Consider the following 19390-nt stretch of genomic DNA (forward strand, 5'->3'; position numbering starts at 1 on the left):
GCCGAGACCAATGAAACCTGAAACGAAGCTGAAAATCCAGAGGGATTACGACTTATGTCTTAGACAGGGCTGGCAACATGTCGGAGACAAAGGAGTTAAGGCCGTTTTTGGTGACCGCCTGGACGGTCACCTTTACAACAGATCGAATATCAGCGCGAAGGATAAGGGCTTGATGACCTCAATGGCCGGATTTCTCCGCCCCTTTCGATTTCATCGGCTGATCCTTCATCGACCCCTTCATTTCCTTCATCATTCCCATGCAGCCCTTCATGTCTCCATGCATCATCTGCATGTTTTCCTGCATGGCTTTCATATGGTCCTGCATCAGCTCCTGGCGCTTGGCAGGATCCTGCTCCTGTTTGATCCGGCTCATCAGCGCCTGCATTTCTTCCATATTCTTCTGCATCGCCTCCGCCCTGTCCTGATCCTGCATCTGCATCTCCTGCATCTGCATGGAATCCTGTTCATGGTGCTTTTGATCGCGATGCTGATCATGATCCGCTGCCAAAGCCGGCATAGAAAGCAGGGCGGCTATGACGGTGCTAACAAGTGTAAGTCTTTTCATGGTGTTCTCCGTCCGTTGGGTAACTGGAAAATGCAATTGCCTCCGTAAGAGACGATTGTTGACCGGGTCTGATTCCGACCGTCTTCGTATAAGATAGTACAACGATCGGCTGAGGTGAAGCATGGCAAACACCCGGACAATGCCACAGGCCGGTCAGCTTCTTGCGCTAAAAGATGAGCCAGCATCAGACAGGATCCTGCATTCACGGCCCTGCCAGGAGGTTCAGCTTCGTTTCAGCTACAGTGTGTAGGGTAAAGACCGGAAGTGCGAAAGCGGGCGCCCGTGGTCAGACCGATCCCACGCGCCAAGGGCGCGTGAGCGCACCCGCAGTGATTCAATAGTGCCATGACGCAGTGATTCAATAGTGCCATGAAAGGCAGGAGAATTAGTGTATGAGTGAAAAACATCCTGATACGGGATTATCCAGGCGGCGCCTGATCCAGGGGGCTGCCGCAATGGGCCTTCTCGCCGGTTTTGACAGCCTGATGCCGGCGTTTGCCAGGGGCAACCTGGACAACTCGAATGTTTATCATACCGTGCGTGACGGCGCCGATGTCTATGATCTGACGATCGCACGAACGCCTCTCACGATCGGGTCCAGACTCTCGAAACAGCCTATTACCATCAATGGCACGCTGCCTGCGCCCCTGATTCGGCTCAAGCAGGGCCGCGAAGCGATCATGCGTGTGACCAACACCCTGGCCGAGGCAACGTCCATTCACTGGCACGGCCTGATACTGCCGTTTCAGATGGATGGTGTTCCAGGCGTCAGTTTTCCGGGCATCATGCCGGGCGAAACCTTCGAGTACCGTTTTCCGGTCGAGCAGCACGGCACCTACTGGTATCACAGCCATTCCGGGCTTCAGGAACAGCTCGGCCACTACGGACCGATTATTATAGACCCGGCTGAGCCGGAGCCAGTCGCCTATGACCGTGAATACGTTGTGGTTCTCTCCGACTGGACCTTCGATTCTCCCGGCGACGTCTTCCGCAACCTCAAGGTGTTTGAAGGTTATTACAACTATAACCAGCGCACCGTTGGCGATTTCTTCAAGGATGTCGAAACCATGGGTTGGAGTGCCGCGTGGAGCAAAGCCGGCATGTGGGGCAGAATGCGAATGAGCCCCCGGGATATCCTGGATGTGACCGGTTCTGAATACACCTACCTGATGAATGGATCGCCCTCCGCCAGCAACTGGACCGGGCTGTTCCGTCCCGGCGAGAAAATCCGCCTGAGATTCATCAACGCCTCGGCGATGACCTACTTTGATGTCCGTATCCCGGGACTTCCAATGACGGTTATTTCCGCCGACGGCCAGCCAGTGCAGCCGGTCGAGACCGACGAGTTCCGCATTGGCGTGGCCGAAACCTACGACGTTATCGTGGAGCCAACGGACATGGCCCATACCGTGTTTGCACAGTCCCAGGACCGGTCCGGGTTCGTGCGCGGCACACTGGCCAGCCGGAAAGGGCTGGAAGCCCCGGTGCCTCCCATGTACCCGCGCACTGAACGGGGCATGGCGGCCATGGGAATGGGCGCCATGGGCAAGAATGGTGGCCAGGCAATGCACGGCGGCATGGAGATGGCCCACGGCGACATGGCGGGGGATTCGGGCGGTATGAATATGAACATGGATCATACCCGGATGAGCATGGACGCCTCGCCTGACACCCCGGGCCTGAGCCCGGTTCCAACTGCGGGGCGCCCGGTATCCCATGGCCCGGACAATCACGGCCCCGGAGCAGCAATGGTGGCTTCCAGCCCCCAGTCACGGCTGGATGAGCCCGGCGTTGGCTTCGAAACCGTGGATCACAGGGTGCTGACCTACTCCCAGTTACGGAGTATTGATGGCTGGCCCGACAAGCGCCCGGCGGAACGGGAAGTGGAGCTCCACCTTACCGGCAATATGGAGCGTTACATGTGGTCGTTTGATGGCAGGAAATTTTCCGAGGTGGATGGCCCGATCAAATTCTACCATGGTGAACGCCTTCGCCTGATCCTGGTCAACGATTCAATGATGGACCACCCCATTCATTTGCACGGCATGTGGATGGAGCTGGAAACCGGGGCGGGTGAGTACCGACCACGCAAGCACACGATCTCCGTCAAACCCGGTGAACGGGTGTCCGCGCTGATAACGGCGGACGCACCCGGTGACTGGGCGTTCCACTGCCACCTGCTCTACCACTTGGACGCAGGTATGTTTCGCGTCGTGTCGGTCGTTTAACGGGATAGGGGATGATCACTATGATGAATCGCATAAAACTGGTTGTGGGCGCGTCAGCCTTCACGATTGCCTCGGGAGCCGGGGCCGCGGGTACCGGCGTTCAGGCCGAGCCGGACTGGACATTGCCTATTCATGACACTCCGGTACTCGCCCAACTACTGCTTGACCGGATGGAATATCAGCGCGACGGCAACAACGAGATCGCGCTCTGGGACGCCCAGGCCTGGGTTGGCACGGACCAAAAGCGGCTCTGGATTGAAACAGAGGGTGAGACGAATCTGGCCACCGAGGCTGGCGACATCGAAAACTTTGATGCTCAGTACAGCTATCGTCTGGCCCCCTTCTGGGACATACAGACAGGGCTGGGCGCTCAGGCAACCTTCGGTCCGGGCCAGAACAAGGAGCGTTATTCGGCACTTATTGGCCTGCAGGGCCTTGCTCCCTACTGGTTTGAGGTGGATACCAACCTCAGGGTTACTGAAGACGGCGACCTGTCGTATGATTTCGAAGCCGAATACGACTGGTTACTGACCCAAAGGCTCATTCTGCAAGGCCGGGGGGAAACCCTGGTGGCCTTCAGTGATGTCGAGGAATGGGGAGTCGGTAGCGGGATCAATAATGTTGGCCTGGGGCTCCGGCTGAGATACCACTTTTCCCGGGAGTTCGCTCCTTACGTTGGTGTTTCCTATACACGCTACCTGGGCAACACAAAGGATCTCCGTGAGCGGGAAGGCGAGGATGTCGAGTCCTCCAGTTTTGTGGCGGGTATCCGGTGGTGGTTTTAAGGCGCCCGCAAGGCACCTGCCAGCACCGGCAATAACCAGTAACAAGACGGCATTCCGCAGGAAGACTTCAGGAGGCAGGCCCATCGACCGGGCCTGCCTTAACCCTGAGCAAAACCACTGCAAGGAAGCGTCGGGGTTAACAACGCACAGCGGCCCCTACTCCAGCCCGTGATGCTTGCCTTCAAATAACTTGACGTTTCTGATGGTGCCCCCCTCATTTACAAGCTCATAATTACCGTCACCGAGGGGTTTGATTTTGTTGCAGGAGTAATCTCGCCCGTAGACAGAGGTACAGAATTTCCCGTCTTCAACCTGCCAGCTACCGAGATAGTGGGTGAGATTTCCTTGTTGTTCCCTGTACTTTGTCATGCCATAGATCGACCCGTCGGGATCGTAATATTCATGAAAAGTCCGGGTGCGGAATTCATCCTTTGCATCCCGAAAGACCATTTGAACCGTGTTACCCACCAAAATGTCAGCAACGTCCTCACCTGACAGGATTTCACTCGCCTGTAGCAGTGGCGCTTTAAATACCATGAAAACCAACACCAGTTGTAAGATTTTCGTTCGCACTATCTGATCTCCCATCAATAAACTCGACAATTGTTCATCCGTTCCTGTCACTTCCATCAACGAACACTGAATTCAACCTGGAATATATCCCTTCTTGTCATTTTTTCGATATCAAGCCGCCCCTTTTAAACACCTCTCGAAGAAATGAATTGTGAGCGACGGGAATCCGTTGCTCAGCTATCATCATGGTTTCCCGCTTTGCCTGCCGGCCAATCCGCGAATGCGATAAAATAGAGCAGAACGAGGTTGACGATGGGTATCAGTATCAGAATGCCCATCCAACCCGGATAGCCCGTGCGCTGGCAAATACGCCAGGCCGGGATGACGACTACGATGGCAATCACCAGCATCCACAGCCAGTGCCCCGCCCACATGGTGTTGCCAAACATGTTTTCCCCCATCGTGATACTGCCCTCCATGTTGAATTCTGATTACTGGTGACCGTGAGCATGGGATTCCTCGTGGCCGTTTTTTTCGGCTGCTGCAGCCCTTTTCAGGAAAAGCTGCCCGGATACCGCGATCACGATCATTGTGGCAACCGCCACGCCAATGACAAACGGGTCGGTATTCAGTTTGACCCAGACAAAGCCGCCAAGCACGAGCAAATCCAGAACGATGGCCGTCGCCGGCACCCACGCCCTGGCCTTCACATCGTCACGCAGATAGCGAAGCACGCCCCAATGGATGGCAATGTCCATGACCAGGTAGAACACGATACCCAGGGCGGCAATCCGGGAGAGGTCAAAGAAGGCCGTCAGAACCAGCCCCAGAACCACAGTGTAGACCAGCGTGTGCTTCTGGATACTGCCCGGCATGCCAAAATGACGGTGAGGCACCAGTTTCATTTCAGTCAGCATGGCAAGCATGCGCGAGACAGCAAAAATGCTGGCCAGAATGCCACCCGCGGTGGCCATCATGGCAATGGCGACCGTGAACCAGAGGCCATAATCACCCAACGCCGGGCGCGCGGCGGCCGCAAGGGAGTAATCCTGCGTCTTGATGATTTCCGCCAGGGACAGGTTGCTGGCGACGGCAAAACCGACCAGGGTGTAGATCACCACGCAGGCCGCGATGGAAATGACAATGGCGCGACTTACGTTCCGATGAGGGTCCTGGACCTCGGAGCCGCTGTTGGCGATGGTGGTGAAGCCCTTGAAGGCCAGAATTCCGAGCGCCGTTGCACCCAGGAAATTGCCCGCGGTTCCGGCTTCTCCCGGGTTCGAGAAATCCACCGCCAGGCTGTCGGCAATCCAGACACCCACCACCCCGAAGATCAGTATGCCGCCGATTTTCAGAATACCAATAAAGGAAGCCACGCCCTGAATCATCCGATTACCGAGCAGATTGATCAGAAACGCCGCCAGGATCAGCGACACACCCAGAATGGACACCATGCGACCACTTTCATCACCACCGAACAGTTGCATGGTGTAGGAACCGAAAGTGCGCGCGAGGAAGCTCTGGGCGATCACCATCGAGAAATACATCAGCAAGGCGTTGAACGCGGTCGGCAGCCGATTGCCATAGGCTTTGTAAAGGTACATGCCAATGCCCCCTGCTGACGGCCAGGCATTGGAAATCTTGACGTAGGAATAAGAACTGAAGCTGACGATCACCGCGGCCGCCAGAAACGCCAACGGGAAAAGAACCCCCGTCATCTGCGCCATTTGCCCCGTAAGGGCAAAGATACCGGCGCCGATCATGACGCCGGTACCCAGCATAACGGTTCCCGTGAGGGTGAGACTGCCTTCCTTGTAGCGGGTGGTTCTGTCTTTCCCCCTGCTCATTCAACCTCCTGTTTTTTTCATGGGTGGGATTTTCGAACAGCAAAATGGCTCATGATTGCCTGTTGTGTGCTTTGGCCATGGGAGTGCACCTCGTTGCCTGAGTTACCCCCTTCCCTGTATCACACCATCCCAACCTGAACTGCAACTGAATACAGGAGGCAGTTCCGGGTGAACGTGATCTATATCAAAGTGTAGACGGAAACGGGCCGGGGGAATACCCCGGCCCGTCAGAGCAAAGCAATGGCGAATCCGGGTCAACGGAGATCAGGACTCGACGAGCAAACACCGGCCACCGTCCGGGATTGACTCTGTAGTTACTATAAGGTTTAAAACATGCACTCAAGCTCCGTTCAATAGAGGCAGGAATGCACAGCCACGAACCTAACAGCCACGACCACGGCCATCACTTCGACACTCATAACCGCTCCTTTGCCATCGCGGTGATTCTCAATACCCTGTTTGTGGTTATCGAAGCGGTTTATGGCGTTTTATCAGGGTCTCTCGCACTCATCGCAGATGCCGGCCATAATCTCAGCGATGTCATGGGACTGATAATGGCCTGGGTGGCCAGTTGGCTGGCCAGCCGGGCGGCGACCCATAGCAAAACCTATGGCCTGAAAAAGACCACCATTCTCGCGGCTCTATTCAACGCACTCATTCTTATCGCCGCGGTTGGCGGGATTACCTGGGAGGCAATCCAGCGCCTGACAAACCCCGCTGGGGTTGCCGGTTTGACCGTGGTCGTGGTTGCCGGAATCGGGGTGCTGATCAACGGCGCAACAATGATGTTGTTTGTCAAAGGTCAGAAAGGCGATATCAACATACGGGGTGCCTTCCTGCACATGGCCGCCGACACTGCGGTATCGGTGGGTGTCGTGATCTCAGGCATAGTACTGATGTACACCAGCCTGACCTGGATCGATCCGGTAGTCAGCCTTGTCATTGCCGCTGTTATCTTCCTGGGCACCTGGCAGTTGCTAAAGGACTCCGTAAATCTGGCTGTAGATGCCGTACCCAAAGGGATCGATCCCGCAGCTGTTCGCGAGTGTCTGGAGAGTCTGCCAGGCGTGCACTCTGCCCATCATCTTCATATCTGGGCCCTGAGTACGACCGAGAACGCGCTGACAGTCCACCTGGTGAAGCCTGATCCACTGGGCGATGACCGGATCATCAATGATGCCTCAGCGATACTGGCAGAGGAGTTCAACATCCAGCATACGACGATTCAGTGGGAACGATGTGATAGCGAATGCCCGAACACCACCCACTGTTAACGCTGTATGCAGATGGTTACGGGGGAGCTCGTGCGCGACACGACTGAACGCTATCAGCGTCTGGGCCTACCTCACCGCCGCCGGGCGATGTATCCTTACGTAAAACAGATTCTCACTGAATATCCAGGCAACGTGCGCTCAGGCCAACAACAAAAGGCAACAACTGACCCGGCAACCCTATGTCTCTGATTGAGTACCTGGCACCATACGATTTCTCGCCGCTGACCGTACTGAGCTTTATGCTGGTACTGGGTTTTTATGGCGTCGGTCTTTTACGGATGCCGGAAGAAGACAGGCCCGGGTCGGTAAGGATTATGGTCTTCGTTCTGGGCGTTCTGATTGCTTATGGGGTCATGCAAACCCGATTCGATTACTACTCCCAATACATGTTCTTCGTCCACCGCGGCCAGCACCTCGTTCTTCATCATCTGGGCCCCATACTGATTGCCCTGTCCAACCCATTGCCGGTAATGCGGTTCTGGTCCCGGCAAATAAGCCCTGGATTGAAGAGCCGGCTTCGCCCCCTGGGATGGCTGTATCGATTTCTTCAACACCCCCTGATCGCCTCCGTCCTGTTTGTGGGGCTCATCTATTTCTGGTTATGGCCGCCAATTCATTTTGATGCCATGCTCAGCCGAAACCTTTACTGGGTTATGAACTGGAGTATGTTGATTGATGGAATACTCTTCTGGTGGTTGATTTTTGATCCTCGCCCACCTGCCACCACCCCTTCTCTGGGCTATGGCAAGCGCATACTGCTCCTGGCCCTGGTGGCGATACCGCAGATGGTGCTCGGGGCTATGATCGTGTTTTCAAGAGGTATGGTGTACGACGTTTACGAGGTCTGTGGCCGGGCCTGGCCCATGGCGCCGGAGACCGACCAGCTTCTTGGCGGCATGCTGACCTGGATACCACCCGCGATGATGAGCATCCTCGGCATTCTGATTATCCTGAGACGCGCCATGCGGGAAGACGGGAGTTTCACCAGCCGTTCCAGCCAAGTGGGGGAGACAACTTAATGAGTACCAGCCCTTTTCGGCGACACACCGGCACACTGTCGCTTCTCGCCCTTATTCTGATGACGCTTGTTGTCAGCGGCTGTTCAGGGGAAGAGGAAAACTGGAACGGCAAAGACATCAGCGGCCTGATGCCCGGTCTGGAGTTTGAATTAACAGACAGCCAGGGCAGCTCCGTAACCGCCAAGCAGTTTGACGGCAAAATAAGGTTGCTGTTTTTTGGCTTTACCTCGTGCCCGGACATCTGCCCTACGGCGTTGCAAAAACTCAATCAGGCCACTGAAGGCCTGCCATCCGGGCTTCAGGACGATGTCCTCACCTTGTTCGTCAGCGTTGACCCGGAGCGGGATTCACCGGAACGCCTGGCTGCCTACGTCAGGTTTTTTGGTAGCGGGATCGTCGGGTTAACCGGGAAAGAGCCGCAACTTCGTGAGCTTGCCAAACGCTATCGAACGACCTTCGGTTATGAGGAGCCTGACGAAAACGGCAATTATGCCGTTTCTCACAGCAGTGCAGTTTACGTTTTTGACCGCGAGGGAAAAGCCCGTCTTCTGATCAGGGCGGATCTGAGCCCGAAAGAGATTCGCCAGGATCTGATAGCCCTCGCCAGAACTGACACGGAGTGATCGGTCAGGAACATTCATGAACCCGGTTAACGGAATCACTGAGAGGATACAGTTTGAAGATCGGTGAACTCGCGAACGCAACGGGTGTTCCCTCTGAAACCATCCGCTATTACGAGAAAATCGGCCTGTTACCGGAGCCGGTCCGGGACAGCAGCGGCTACCGCTGCTACCGCCCCGCCCATCTGGACCGCCTGCTGTTTATCAGGCGTTGCCGCAATCTTGATATGGCCCAGGACGAAATCCGTGAGCTGATCCGGCTGGCCGAGCTGCCGGAGGCGGATTGCAGCGAAGTGGATGCCCTGCTGGCACGCCATCTGATCCACGTTCGGGAGCGCCTGAGGGAACTGGCGAGCCTTGAAGAAACCCTGGTGCAACTCCAGGAGGCCTGTTCGGATCGTCGCACGGTCAGGGAATGCGGCATTCTTGGCGGGCTCAAGTCTGAACTCGAGACTCCGGAACCTGAGGGCCGGCACAACCATGTGCCAGGCACCCACGGCCCCGGCCAGACCTGACCCAGAACCCCACCAAAACGCTTGATCCTGTAGTTACTACAGGGTTTTCAATAAGGCCATCTGAACGCAGGAGGTCTTTATGGCGTGCAACTGCTCCGCCCCCGAACCCAAATCCCCGGCGCCGCCGGCAACGGCGTTGTCCTCACACAGCCATTAAAATGCCAGGGCAATCATCACCGGAATAAACGCCAGGGCAAACAGCGTGGTCAGCAGCACGGTGCCTGCTGCCTGCCTTGGCGAGGTATCGAGCAGGGTGGCAATGACCACCGTGTTGGCGGCAATCGGTGTGATCGAAATCAGGAACAAGGCCTGGTGCACCGCCGGCCCATAGATCCCCAGAAGCGTTGCATCGACCCACCAGAACACGATGGCCACCAGGGGCCAGACCACAAACTTCCCGAAAAAGGCCAGCGCGGTGAAGCGGACGTTGCCCGCCAGCCCCCGGAAACTGGTGATACTCATACCGATGATCATCATGCCCAGGATGCTGTAGGCGCCGCGCAGGTTATCGAACAGCGGCACAAAAATCTCCGGAATCCCCACCCCCGCCAGGTTCAGGGCCACCGCGACCAGAAAGGCATACACCGAGGGCAGCCTCAGCACCCGCCAGAGCGCATCCCTTAAACCATACCGGCCTCTTGCGGCGAGGTAAAAGCCCACTGAATTCTCGAACAGCGTAGTACCCAGCATACACACAATGTAGAGCCCCAGCCCCTCTTCCCCGAACAGTAACAGGGCCACCGGCACCCCGAAGTAGCCGGTGTTGCCGGAGCCGACACAGAGGGGAATGATATTGGCGCTGCCATCGGTAAGAACCTTTTTCGCCAGCTTCAACTGAACGATCCCCAGTACGGATGAGATTCCGAAAACGAGGAAGGGCAGCAGGATGACCTCTGGAGAGAGCGGCGCCACCATAACGCCGGAAAACACCACCGATGGAGTCACGATGTACAGCATGATGCCGGCTATATGCCGGCCGCTGGCCTCGAGATAGCGGCCGGCAATCCAGCCGAGGACGACCGTTACATAGAGCGGAATCAGCTTGAAGAAAAGGGCAAACGCGGCCGTCATCGGCACTCCAGGTGAGCAAAACGTTTCTGGACAAACAGGCCGCGAAGTCTACCACCTACCCCTCCGGAGGTAACTCCCCGGCGCAATGGTGAAATAGCCCCCCATGCTTGATAATCATCAACAGCATTGTGGATGCATCTTTATATCCTAGCGGGGCAGTCAGGTATTTCACAAAGACCGAGGAGAGAGAGCCATGGCCGAGCGCTTTACCAAAAGCATGGCCAGAAACATATACCTGGGAGGAAGTGCATTCTTCGTCCTGTTGTTTCTGGCGCTGACCTTTGATACCCAGTTGCGGGCAATGCCCGAGCGGGACAACCGAGACCAACTCACCGATCAGGTGGTTCGTGGCAAACATGTCTGGGAGAACAACAACTGTGTCGGTTGTCATTCCCTGATGGGTGAAGGTGCGTACTTCGCGCCGGAACTTGCCAATGTATTCGACCGCCGCGGCGGTGGTGACAGCGACGTCTTCAAGGCCTACATGAATGCCTGGATGAACGCCATGCCCACCAACGTGCCCGGCCGCCGCCAGATGCCCCAGTTCAATCTGACCGACCAGGAAATCGAGGATCTCGCCGCCTTCCTGGAATGGACATCAAAGATTGACGACAACAACTGGCCACCCAACATAGAAGGCTGAGGGAGCAGACATGAAATACGAATCTCAAAAAGTGGCAATGCCCTACTTCATCTTTGCCCTGGTTCTGTTTGCCGGCCAGATTCTGTTCGGCCTGATCCTGGGACTGCAGTACGTGGTAGGTGACTTCCTGTTCCCGGAAATCCCCTTCAACGTAGCGCGGATGGTTCATACCAACCTGCTGATTGTCTGGCTGCTCTTCGGCTTTATGGGGGCAACCTATTACCTGGTTCCGGAAGAGGCACAAACCGAGTTGCACAGCCCGCTGCTCGCCTGGATCCTGTTCTGGGTTTTCGCCGCTGCCGGCACCCTGACTATCCTTGGCTACCTGTTCGTGGACTACGCCACCCTGGCCGATGTCACCATGAACAGGCTGTTGCCAACCATGGGGCGGGAGTTCCTTGAACAACCCACGATCACCAAGATAGGCATAGCCCTGGTGGTTGTCGGTTTCCTCTACAACATCATGATGACCGCCCTGAAGGGTCGCAAAACCGTGGTCAATATTGTCTTGATTACCGGCCTGATCGGCCTGGCGGTTCTGTGGCTGTTTTCTTTCTACAACCCCGGCAACCTGACCCAGGACAAGTACTTCTGGTGGTTTGTGGTGCACCTGTGGGTGGAGGGCGTCTGGGAGCTTATCATGGGTGCCATCCTGGCCTATGTGCTGATCAAGCTCACCGGTGTTGACCGTGAAGTCATCGAAAAATGGCTGTACGTGATCATCGCTATGGCGCTGATTACCGGCATTATTGGTACCGGGCACCACTTCTTCTGGATCGGGCCGCCCGAATACTGGTTGTGGCTGGGGTCGGTATTCTCCGCCCTTGAGCCGCTGCCATTCTTCATGATGGTGATCTTCGCCTTCAACATGATCAACCGGCGCCGCCGCAACCACCCCAATAAGGCCGCCATGCTGTGGGCCATGGGGACTGCCGTGATGGCGTTCCTGGGCGCTGGCGTGTGGGGCTTCCTGCATACCCTGGCCCCGGTCAACTACTACACCCACGGCAGCCAGGTTACCGCGGCCCATGGCCACATGGCCTTCTACGGCGCCTACGTGATGATTGTCCTGACCATCATCTCCTATGCGGTTCCCATCATGCGTGGCAGGCCTTACGGTAACAGCAATACCGCGCAGATTGTCGAGATGTGGGGCTTCTGGCTGATGACCATCTCCATGGTGTTCATCACCCTGTTCCTGACCGGCGCCGGTATATTGCAGGTCTGGCTGCAGCGGATTCCGGAGAGCGGTGAAGCACTGTCGTTCATGGCAACCCAGGACAACATCGCCCTGTTCTACTGGATGCGCCTGGTCGCCGGCAGCTTCTTCATGGCAGGCCTGGTGGTGTACTTCGGCAGCTTCTTCATCAAGGGGCAGGCGTCCCCGGCTGAGGAAGTCCGTGGCCCTGCCACTCAGGACGCATAACAACCGCAGGCCGGGGCCAATCGCTCCGGCCTGCCCAACCCTCAACGGATACTTGCCGTGCATGAGCAGAATTTCCCGAACAAGGACACTCTCCAGAACAAACGGTTGCTGACCCGCACCGCGTTCTTCGGGCTGTTTCTGCTTGCGCCGGTACTTAATATTTTTCGATACGACCTTACGGAAACCCACTTTGTCATTTTCGGGTTTCCCCTGTCATTCAATCTCGAACTGGCCTGGGTCAGCCAGAGCTCACCGGCGGAAGTGGCCGGGCAGATCCTCGTCTGGTTCGTACTTCCCATTACCCTCCTGGTACCCCTGGTGCTCTGGATCGCCTGGAAATGGGGGCGAATATACTGCGGCTGGCTGTGCCCGCACTTTTCGGTGGTAGAAACCATCAACCACCTGATGACCCGGGTTACCGGCCGCCCCACCCTTTACGAGGCGCTTCGCAAAGGCCGGCGCGGCAAGGTCCTGCACTGGGCCGGACTGGTTCTGGTGTGCGCGCTGATCGGTTTTTCCTGGGCCCTGGCGATGCTGTCTTACCTGTTGCCGCCGATCCCGCTGTACACCGATCTGGTTACCGGCAACCTGGCGCTCTACCCAAGCATTTTCCTGGCGGTAGCCACCACTCTGTTTACACTGGATTTCCTGTTTGCCCGGCACCTGTTCTGCAAATACGGCTGCGCCTTCGGGGTGGTGCAGAGCATTGCCTGGATGACCAACGGCAAAGGCAGGGTTGTCACCTTTGATACCGAACGGGCCGCAGCCTGCCGCGACTGCACCAGGGCCTGTGACGAAGCCTGCCCCATGCGGTTGCCAACCCGCAGCCACAAGCGGGCAAAATTCACCTGTACCCAGTGCCTGCAGTGTGTCAGCGCCTGCCGGGAGGTGCAGAAGAACAACCCGGAAGGCTCCCTGTTGAGCTGGGAACCCGGAGAACCCGGCAAACAGACCGTGCTGATTCCGGTTCGCCAGGTTGATCCGTCACCACGCAAGCAACGCGCCGGAGCCTGAGGAGTTGAAATGGAAGAGTGGGTAGGCTTCAAATGGCACGAGTACATTACCCGGCAGGCCGTGGGGGAGTTCCCTGAGCACGCGGTACACCTGAAAGACGAAGCGCGAACCCTGGGTGTGCTGTTCCGGGCCCTGGGCGGCGACCCGGCCCTCAGCCTGGTTACCGCGGAACCCCGGCACTTCCGTACCCGGCGCCGTTTCCTGCAGAAGCTGGCAGGCACCCACAAAAAATTCGAACTGGCCTGGCGGGATGAGCAAAGCCTTCGGCTGCCGGAACGCCTGGCCCTGTTTCCCTCCAAAGCCGTTAACCGGGACCTCTATCTCTGGCTGGCAGCCCTGGCCTCCCTTGGTGAACTGACCGACTCCGACTGGCTGACCGGCAACCAGGCCATGGTCCAGACCCTGCTGGCCAGATGGCCGGGGCTGGAGCCGGTTTACCAGCGCCTGGTACGCCACGCCCTGCAATGGCGACCGGATCCGGGCGTACTGCCGCCAGCCGAGAGTCGCCGCGAAAAAGCCATTCGCCAGGCGCTGATTGATCCAGGCAGTGTACCGGCACTGCCAGGGGCGGAATCGGATCCCTGGCCGGTTGTTATCTGGCTTTACCCCACTCTCGCTCAGGGCAAGGTCACCGGCCAGATCATCGGCGACGACAACCTGGCCTCGACACCGGGAGGTTTGGCGAAGAAACGTAAACGCCGGCGGGCCGAACGGGTGGACGCCTTCGATAAAGATCAGGGCCTGATGCTGTTCCGGCTGGAAAGCCTGTTTTCATGGAGCGAATTTATCCCTGTGGACCGGGCCGGTGATGACACGGAGGAAGAGGATGCCGACGCGGTGGCTGACGACATGGACATGATTTCTGTCTCTGAAGACCGCCGGGAAGCCTCCTCCGCCATCAAGTTCGATCTGGACCTGCCCTCGGAAGAAAATGATGACCTGCACCTGGGGCCCGGCATCCATCTGCCGGAATGGGACTGGCGCAGCCAGAGTTACCGGGAACGGTTCTGCTGCCTGCAGCCAATGCTGAGCAAGGATTCTATTCCGACCAGGCTGCCGGACCACCTGTCCCGATCGGCCATGAGACTCCGCCGACAGTTCAGTGCCCTGAAGCCACTCCGGCAATGGCAACGCCGACAGACCGAAGGCGAGGAACTGGACCTGGACGCCTGCATGGAACGGGAAGTCCAGCACCGCCGGGGCGCCGGCGTCATCGACCAGAAGCTGTTTCGCCGCTGCAAACAGAACCAGCGTGATCTGGCCTGCCTGATTCTGGCGGACATCTCCATGTCCACGGATACCTTTATCAACAACAGCCAGCGGGTGATCGAAATTGCCCGGGACGGCTTACAACTGCTCAGCGAAGCCCTGCAGGCAAGCCGGGACCCCTTTGCGATTTTTGCCTTCTCCTCACGCCGCCGGGACCATGTGCGCTTCCATCACATCAAATCGTTCGACGAGCCCTACAACGACATCAGCCGGGGTCGAATCCAGGCACTGGAGCCGGGCTATTACACCCGCATGGGCGCGGCCATCCGTCAGGCCACCCGCTTGCTGCAGGGGCGCCACGAACACCAGAAAATCCTGCTCCTGCTCACCGATGGCAAACCCAATGACCTGGACCTGTACGAAGGCCGATACGGCGTGGAAGACACCCGAATGGCGGTTCAGGAAGCCCACAAGGCTGGCCTGACCCCCTTCTGCGTCACCATCGACGACGACGCCAGCGAATACCTGCCCTATATCTTTGGCAGCAACCATTTCGTGGTGATCAAAGACCCAGCGCAGTTGCCGCTTCAGCTCCCCAAACTCTATATGAACCTGACCCGCTGACACCCATGCACGCATCTGCCCCGACACGCCATCACCTCCCCGGCGATCTGGCCGTCTGGTTCTTCATATTTGCGGAACTGGCCGTTTTCGGCATCCTGTTCATCGGCTTCGGCGTTGCCCGCAGCCTGGACCCGGCAACCTTCACCGCCGGCCGAGAGGTATTACACCCCTGGACCGGCCTGATCAACACCATCGGCCTGATCACCGCCAGCTACCTGGTAGCCGTCGCCGTCCACCGCCTCCGTCACCGCCAGCCATGCGTTACCCCGTTGCTCTGGGGCGCCATCGCCGCCTCCTCCATCTACACCTTCGGCAAACTCTGGGAGTACGCAGACCTCTACGGTAACGGCTATAACCTGGGTACCGACACCTTCTTCATGTTCTATTTCTTCCTGACCTTCTTCCACTTCATGCACGTGGTACTGGGCCAGATTATCCTGGTGGTACTGGCGGTGAAGGTTAAGCGAGGCGACTACAACGGGGACGACATGAATGGCATGGAGTCCGGCGCGTCTTACTGGCACATGGTGGATCTGGTGTGGCTGGTGTTATTTCCGATGCTGTACGTTCTGGCGTAAGGAGGAGAGCCCATGTTAGCGGTTTACATCGCCCTGATGGTTTGCACCATGACGCCAGTGATTGCCATGCAGGCAGGCGCTGATGCTTCCGTTCTGGTGTGGCTGGTATTTGCACTGGTGATCGTGAAAGCCGTTCTTCTGGTCGATCACTTCATGGAAATGCGGCATGCACCCATTGGTTGGCGCTTTGCCGCGCAAGCATGGGCGCCGGTAGTGGTGGCAGTAATTGCAGGATTTCATGCCGTGAGCTGAACATGGGGTCAGATGAAAGCGTTCATCTGACCCCGTCTTCACATGGCTCCGCACGGTTTTGGAAAGCCTCCCCTGATCGCCGCCCAGAGCTCTGCGGTTACCGATGTTTCTGAGGAAAATAAGGCGGCTTGTCACCAATCGCCTGAGCCAGTGCGATCATCCCCCACAGCACAAACGACGTGTGCAGAGTGATCGACCAGACAATGGCACCGGTCCAGAAGTTACCGGTGTTGCCAAACAGCAGCCAGAGTACCCCCACACCGGAGAAAATCACCACCGCCCCGATGATCGACATATAAAACGCTGCGCGCGTATGAGCCTGTCGCAACGCCGGTGCCTCCCCGGAACGGATGAACAACCAAACCAGCACCGAAAACCCGATAACCGGCAGGGCCAGCAGGTTCAACAGATACCAGATCACTGGCACTACCGCACCACTACTGTCCTTCGCCTGACCTCCCGAATACCGCATACACCACCTCCATGAGTGCGCTGACCGTTGCTTCGTCGTCTGATAGTGGCTCTATCATCCCGGCACGGCAAGCCTCGCCGACCGGCACGCCGGCCCGAACCAGGTGGGCGGTGTGAATCAGCAGCCGGGTCGATGCCGCCTCTTCCAGATCGTGATCCTTCAGGTTACGAATTGATCGGGCCAGGTTGACCAGTCGTTCCGCCAGCTCCCTGTCGCAACCGGACTCCTCGATCACGATTGTCTGCTCCTCCGCCGCGCCCGGGTAATCGAAACTCATTGAGACAAAGCGCTGCCGGGTGCTCGGCTTCATTCCTTTCAGCAGGCTCTGGTACCCGGGGTTGTAGGAAACCACCAGCATGAACCCGGGCGCCGCTGTCAGCACCTCGCCGGTACGCTCGATCGGCAGTTCCCGCCGGTCGTCGGCTAGCGGGTGCAGGACTACGGTTGTGTCCTTGCGTGCTTCCACCACCTCGTCAAGGTAGCAGATACCGCCCTCGCGCACTGCCCGGGTCAATGGCCCGTCCTGCCAGTAGGTGCCTTCCGGCCCGATCAGGTGTCGGCCCACCAGGTCGGCGGCGGTCAGGTCATCATGACAGGCAACGGTGTACACCGGCCGCCCCAGTTTCTCGGCCATGTGCCGGACAAATCGGGTCTTGCCGCAGCCGGTGGGGCCCTTGATAAGCACAGGCAGACCGTTATCTGCCGCGGCCTGAAAGAGTTCGATCTCGTTGCCTGCCGGTTGGTAAAATATCATTGCATTGAATCCTTTGAGTACTGACTGTCGGGTAAGGCAAAGCCAAATACCCATTCGGGGAAGATCACAAACATCTGCGGGTCGTCTGACCGCTGTCTTCGGGCCAATGCCTGTTCACAGGCCTCTGCGGCCGGGTTCCAGCCGGCCTGCCGGAACCAGCCTGCCGCCTTAACCGGTTCACCCCGCCAGCTCACCACCAGGTTATTCCCGGTCAGAAACGGCTTCACAAATCCCAGCTCGGAAACCGCCGCATGGGTATTGTTGTGAAGCAGCAACCCCAGGGCAGAACTGTAGTCACCGGCTTCGTAGAGCCGCCCCGGCTCAGGGATGATACCTTGTTGCCTGAGCGCGGCCAGCGGCAGGCTGGCCCCCAGCGGCTCCTTGCCGGCAACCGTGGCCAGATCACGCCCCTGCAGTTCCCGGATATGCCTTACACCGGCCGTTCCTCGGGTTACCCAGACAGGAACCGGAAGCTGGCCATCCCGGTTGACCGCTTCCAGAATCGGCACCGCCCCCCCCGGAACGCCTGGCAGGAACGCCAGGGCAAGGCCTGGGGCCTCGGTATTGAACCGGACATCGGCCTCGCAGCCCTGAGTTCGCAGATAGTCTGTCAGCCGATAGCGGGCTACCCCGGTAACACTGGTCGCGGACTCGACTCCGATCAGAATCCGCGCGCCCCCGGCACTGACAGGCGTTGTAAACAACAAGCCGGCCAGCAGGATGCCAGGCAACGCCCGCCGTGATTCAAAGGCCGAGTTCATGGGCCCGGCTGGTGAAGAAGATGCCGCTGGGCTTTTCGGCACTGAGCGTTGCGACCGGCTCCAGGGTACGGGTGTTGTAAACGGTCACCCGGTTGCTGTCCCTGGCCGACACCCACACTTCCTCGCCCCGGGGCGTGAATTCCATGTGCAGAACCGCATCGCCGGGTTTGAGGGTGCGGATGATTTCCCGGGTCTGTGAATCGATCACCTGAACCACATTGTTGTCCGGGTGGGCGAAGCTCACCCAGATCCGGCGGTTGTCCGGGCTGGCCATCACGAACACCGGCTGGCCCTGTACCGGGATGCGATCCGTCAGGGACCAGTTGCTGAGGTTGGCCACCAATACCTGATGGTGACCAACGGCCGGCACAAAAGCCTGGCCGTCAGCGATGGCCCAGCCCTCCAGGTGGGGCATCTTGTACACCGGCAGCTTCTGCTCTCCCTTGCCATAATCCGGCAGAATTTCAGTCACTCCCTGGCCCGGATTCCACAGATCCAGCATCGACAGGCCGTCTTCGCCAAACAGGCCGGCAATGTAGTAACGGCCGTCCGGGGTGATCAGTGCGTCGTAAGGTGATTTGCCCGCCTCGAAGCGGGTGATTTCGGCCGAGGTATCACTCATGTCGAGGGTCCAGATTTCCCCCGCGTCGAACAGGCTGAACACAAACAGGTTTCCCGGCGCGTCCACCAGCCCGACGGTTTTTGACTGGCCAGGCTCACCGTGCCCACTGGTATAGGTGGCCGGGACATCCGCCACCAGTTCCAGGGTCTGGCTGTCAAACACCTTCACGCCACCGGGCTGATAGTTGGAGACGGCCACATAGCGGCCATCCTGGGAGATGGCACCACCAATGCTGTTACCCGACTGCATCACACGGTCGACAATGGTTCGGGTCAACAGGTCAACTTTGGTGAGGCCGCCATCCCGCCCGAATACGTAGCCGTATCGGGCGTCCCGGGAGTAGACTACTGACGCGTGGGACAGATCCCCCAAACCCGCAATTCGGCCCAGCACCTCATGGCGGGAGGTGTTGATCACCAGCACAGAGCCGGTGGCCCGCTCAATGATCAGGCCAAGATCGCCGGTGCCCATGAGCTCCGGGCGGGACTCTGGTTCTGGGCCCGCCGATCCGGGAAACGCCTGACAACCGCTCAGGCCGATGGCCAGAAGTAGTGCCAGTAACAGCTGTGCGGGCCGCTTGAATGCAGGATCCATGATT

21 protein-coding genes are annotated in these 19390 nt (G+C 58.1%); 12 read left to right on the forward strand and 9 right to left on the reverse strand.

What is annotated here, in order from left to right; translation table 11 throughout:
- Positions 1-178 precede the first annotated feature (178 nt).
- Positions 179-565, reverse strand: a complete 387-nt coding sequence (locus tag AC13C0_RS10345; RefSeq protein WP_341582665.1) for an EMC3/TMCO1 family protein — start codon at positions 563-565, stop codon at positions 179-181.
- 392 nt (positions 566-957) lie between these two features.
- Here AC13C0_RS10345 and AC13C0_RS10350 point away from each other — a divergent pair, with 392 nt between their 5' ends.
- Positions 958-2793 carry a copper resistance system multicopper oxidase gene (locus AC13C0_RS10350; protein WP_341582667.1) on the forward strand — a complete coding sequence of 612 codons (1836 nt, stop codon included), beginning with the start codon at positions 958-960 and terminating at the stop codon, positions 2791-2793.
- Between the two features lie 20 nt (positions 2794-2813).
- On the forward strand, positions 2814-3578 hold the full coding sequence (locus AC13C0_RS10355; protein WP_341582668.1) for a copper resistance protein B: 765 nt from the start codon (positions 2814-2816) through the stop codon (positions 3576-3578).
- A 156-nt stretch (positions 3579-3734) separates the two neighbouring features.
- Here AC13C0_RS10355 and AC13C0_RS10360 read toward each other — a convergent pair whose 3' ends face one another.
- From AC13C0_RS10360 to AC13C0_RS10370, 3 genes are all read right to left on the reverse strand, one after another.
- Positions 3735-4208 (reverse strand): hypothetical protein, encoded by a 474-nt coding sequence (locus tag AC13C0_RS10360; protein WP_341582670.1) that lies wholly within the window; start codon positions 4206-4208, stop codon positions 3735-3737.
- Between the two features lie 116 nt (positions 4209-4324).
- A complete protein-coding gene (locus tag AC13C0_RS10365) occupies positions 4325-4570 on the reverse strand; it encodes a DUF805 domain-containing protein (protein ID WP_341582671.1) in 246 nt (81 codons plus the stop codon).
- A 12-nt stretch (positions 4571-4582) separates the two neighbouring features.
- A complete protein-coding gene (locus tag AC13C0_RS10370) occupies positions 4583-5938 on the reverse strand; it encodes an APC family permease (RefSeq protein ID WP_341582673.1) in 1356 nt (451 codons plus the stop codon).
- 365 nt (positions 5939-6303) lie between these two features.
- Here AC13C0_RS10370 and AC13C0_RS10375 point away from each other — a divergent pair, with 365 nt between their 5' ends.
- The 4 genes from AC13C0_RS10375 to cadR all read left to right on the forward strand — a co-directional run bounded on the left by AC13C0_RS10375 (position 6304) and on the right by cadR (position 9366).
- Complete coding sequence (locus AC13C0_RS10375) at positions 6304-7212, forward strand: cation diffusion facilitator family transporter (protein WP_117618272.1); 909 nt, start codon at positions 6304-6306, stop codon at positions 7210-7212.
- Positions 7213-7391: 179 nt separating this feature from the next.
- The gene (locus AC13C0_RS10380; protein WP_341582674.1) at positions 7392-8231 is read left to right on the forward strand and encodes a cytochrome c oxidase assembly protein; all 840 of its coding nucleotides are present in this window, start codon (positions 7392-7394) and stop codon (positions 8229-8231) included.
- Positions 8231-8854: an SCO family protein gene (locus AC13C0_RS10385; protein ID WP_482954347.1), complete on the forward strand. Its 624-nt coding sequence runs from the start codon at positions 8231-8233 to the stop codon at positions 8852-8854. Before AC13C0_RS10380 ends, AC13C0_RS10385 begins: the two co-directional genes overlap by 1 nt.
- A gap of 53 nt (positions 8855-8907) precedes the next feature.
- Complete coding sequence (gene cadR, locus AC13C0_RS10390) at positions 8908-9366, forward strand: Cd(II)/Pb(II)-responsive transcriptional regulator (protein ID WP_482954348.1); 459 nt, start codon at positions 8908-8910, stop codon at positions 9364-9366.
- 153 nt (positions 9367-9519) lie between these two features.
- Here the strand turns inward: cadR and AC13C0_RS10395 are convergent, their stop codons facing one another.
- Entirely contained in the window at positions 9520-10437 is a 918-nt protein-coding gene (locus tag AC13C0_RS10395; protein WP_482954349.1) for an AEC family transporter, read from the reverse strand.
- Between the two features lie 193 nt (positions 10438-10630).
- On the opposite strand from AC13C0_RS10395, the gene AC13C0_RS10400 reads away from it, so the two are divergent.
- From AC13C0_RS10400 to AC13C0_RS10425, 6 genes are read left to right on the forward strand one after another with little or no spacing between them, the layout of a single operon-like run.
- Positions 10631-11080 (forward strand): c-type cytochrome, encoded by a 450-nt coding sequence (locus tag AC13C0_RS10400; protein ID WP_482954350.1) that lies wholly within the window; start codon positions 10631-10633, stop codon positions 11078-11080.
- Positions 11081-11090: 10 nt separating this feature from the next.
- Positions 11091-12506: a cbb3-type cytochrome c oxidase subunit I gene (locus tag AC13C0_RS10405; protein WP_482954351.1), complete on the forward strand. Its 1416-nt coding sequence runs from the start codon at positions 11091-11093 to the stop codon at positions 12504-12506.
- Between the two features lie 57 nt (positions 12507-12563).
- Positions 12564-13520: a 4Fe-4S binding protein gene (locus tag AC13C0_RS10410; protein WP_482954352.1), complete on the forward strand. Its 957-nt coding sequence runs from the start codon at positions 12564-12566 to the stop codon at positions 13518-13520.
- Between the two features lie 9 nt (positions 13521-13529).
- The gene (locus AC13C0_RS10415; protein ID WP_482954353.1) at positions 13530-15353 is read left to right on the forward strand and encodes a nitric oxide reductase activation protein NorD; all 1824 of its coding nucleotides are present in this window, start codon (positions 13530-13532) and stop codon (positions 15351-15353) included.
- A gap of 5 nt (positions 15354-15358) precedes the next feature.
- Positions 15359-15931 (forward strand): cytochrome c oxidase subunit 3, encoded by a 573-nt coding sequence (locus tag AC13C0_RS10420; protein WP_117618281.1) that lies wholly within the window; start codon positions 15359-15361, stop codon positions 15929-15931.
- Between the two features lie 12 nt (positions 15932-15943).
- Complete coding sequence (locus AC13C0_RS10425; RefSeq protein WP_117618282.1) at positions 15944-16183, forward strand: cytochrome C oxidase subunit IV family protein; 240 nt, start codon at positions 15944-15946, stop codon at positions 16181-16183.
- 97 nt (positions 16184-16280) lie between these two features.
- Here the strand turns inward: AC13C0_RS10425 and AC13C0_RS10430 are convergent, their stop codons facing one another.
- The 4 genes from AC13C0_RS10430 to AC13C0_RS10445 are packed head-to-tail and all read right to left on the reverse strand — an operon-like array spanning position 16281 to position 19386.
- Positions 16281-16655 carry a hypothetical protein gene (locus AC13C0_RS10430; RefSeq protein ID WP_117618283.1) on the reverse strand — a complete coding sequence of 125 codons (375 nt, stop codon included), beginning with the start codon at positions 16653-16655 and terminating at the stop codon, positions 16281-16283.
- Entirely contained in the window at positions 16621-17409 is a 789-nt protein-coding gene (locus AC13C0_RS10435; protein ID WP_482954354.1) for an AAA family ATPase, read from the reverse strand. Before AC13C0_RS10435 ends, AC13C0_RS10430 begins: the two co-directional genes overlap by 35 nt.
- Entirely contained in the window at positions 17406-18170 is a 765-nt protein-coding gene (locus tag AC13C0_RS10440; RefSeq protein WP_303288148.1) for a type 2 periplasmic-binding domain-containing protein, read from the reverse strand. The genes AC13C0_RS10435 and AC13C0_RS10440 overlap by 4 nt, the downstream gene beginning before the upstream one ends.
- Positions 18154-19386: a cytochrome D1 domain-containing protein gene (locus AC13C0_RS10445; RefSeq protein ID WP_339753286.1), complete on the reverse strand. Its 1233-nt coding sequence runs from the start codon at positions 19384-19386 to the stop codon at positions 18154-18156. Before AC13C0_RS10445 ends, AC13C0_RS10440 begins: the two co-directional genes overlap by 17 nt.
- Positions 19387-19390: the final 4 nt, after the last annotated feature.

It is taken from the genome of Marinobacter sp. B-21, assembly GCF_056857895.1.

Coding starts and splice junctions, on each gene's coding strand:
- AC13C0_RS10360 (WP_341582670.1), bottom strand. CDS start 4,208: ATGGAAGTGACAGGAACGGATGAACAATTGTCGAGTTTATTGATGGGA.
- AC13C0_RS10405 (WP_482954351.1), top strand. CDS start 11,091: ATGAAATACGAATCTCAAAAAGTGGCAATGCCCTACTTCATCTTTGCC.
- AC13C0_RS10355 (WP_341582668.1), top strand. CDS start 2,814: ATGATGAATCGCATAAAACTGGTTGTGGGCGCGTCAGCCTTCACGATT.
- AC13C0_RS10415 (WP_482954353.1), top strand. CDS start 13,530: ATGGAAGAGTGGGTAGGCTTCAAATGGCACGAGTACATTACCCGGCAG.
- AC13C0_RS10365 (WP_341582671.1), bottom strand. CDS start 4,570: ATGGAGGGCAGTATCACGATGGGGGAAAACATGTTTGGCAACACCATG.
- AC13C0_RS10400 (WP_482954350.1), top strand. CDS start 10,631: ATGGCCGAGCGCTTTACCAAAAGCATGGCCAGAAACATATACCTGGGA.
- AC13C0_RS10430 (WP_117618283.1), bottom strand. CDS start 16,655: ATGCGGTATTCGGGAGGTCAGGCGAAGGACAGTAGTGGTGCGGTAGTG.
- AC13C0_RS10395 (WP_482954349.1), bottom strand. CDS start 10,437: ATGACGGCCGCGTTTGCCCTTTTCTTCAAGCTGATTCCGCTCTATGTA.
- AC13C0_RS10425 (WP_117618282.1), top strand. CDS start 15,944: ATGTTAGCGGTTTACATCGCCCTGATGGTTTGCACCATGACGCCAGTG.
- AC13C0_RS10435 (WP_482954354.1), bottom strand. CDS start 17,409: ATGATATTTTACCAACCGGCAGGCAACGAGATCGAACTCTTTCAGGCC.
- AC13C0_RS10380 (WP_341582674.1), top strand. CDS start 7,392: ATGTCTCTGATTGAGTACCTGGCACCATACGATTTCTCGCCGCTGACC.
- AC13C0_RS10445 (WP_339753286.1), bottom strand. CDS start 19,386: ATGGATCCTGCATTCAAGCGGCCCGCACAGCTGTTACTGGCACTACTT.
- AC13C0_RS10370 (WP_341582673.1), bottom strand. CDS start 5,938: ATGAGCAGGGGGAAAGACAGAACCACCCGCTACAAGGAAGGCAGTCTC.
- AC13C0_RS10440 (WP_303288148.1), bottom strand. CDS start 18,170: ATGAACTCGGCCTTTGAATCACGGCGGGCGTTGCCTGGCATCCTGCTG.
- AC13C0_RS10385 (WP_482954347.1), top strand. CDS start 8,231: ATGAGTACCAGCCCTTTTCGGCGACACACCGGCACACTGTCGCTTCTC.
- AC13C0_RS10350 (WP_341582667.1), top strand. CDS start 958: ATGAGTGAAAAACATCCTGATACGGGATTATCCAGGCGGCGCCTGATC.
- AC13C0_RS10345 (WP_341582665.1), bottom strand. CDS start 565: ATGAAAAGACTTACACTTGTTAGCACCGTCATAGCCGCCCTGCTTTCT.
- AC13C0_RS10420 (WP_117618281.1), top strand. CDS start 15,359: ATGCACGCATCTGCCCCGACACGCCATCACCTCCCCGGCGATCTGGCC.
- AC13C0_RS10375 (WP_117618272.1), top strand. CDS start 6,304: ATGCACAGCCACGAACCTAACAGCCACGACCACGGCCATCACTTCGAC.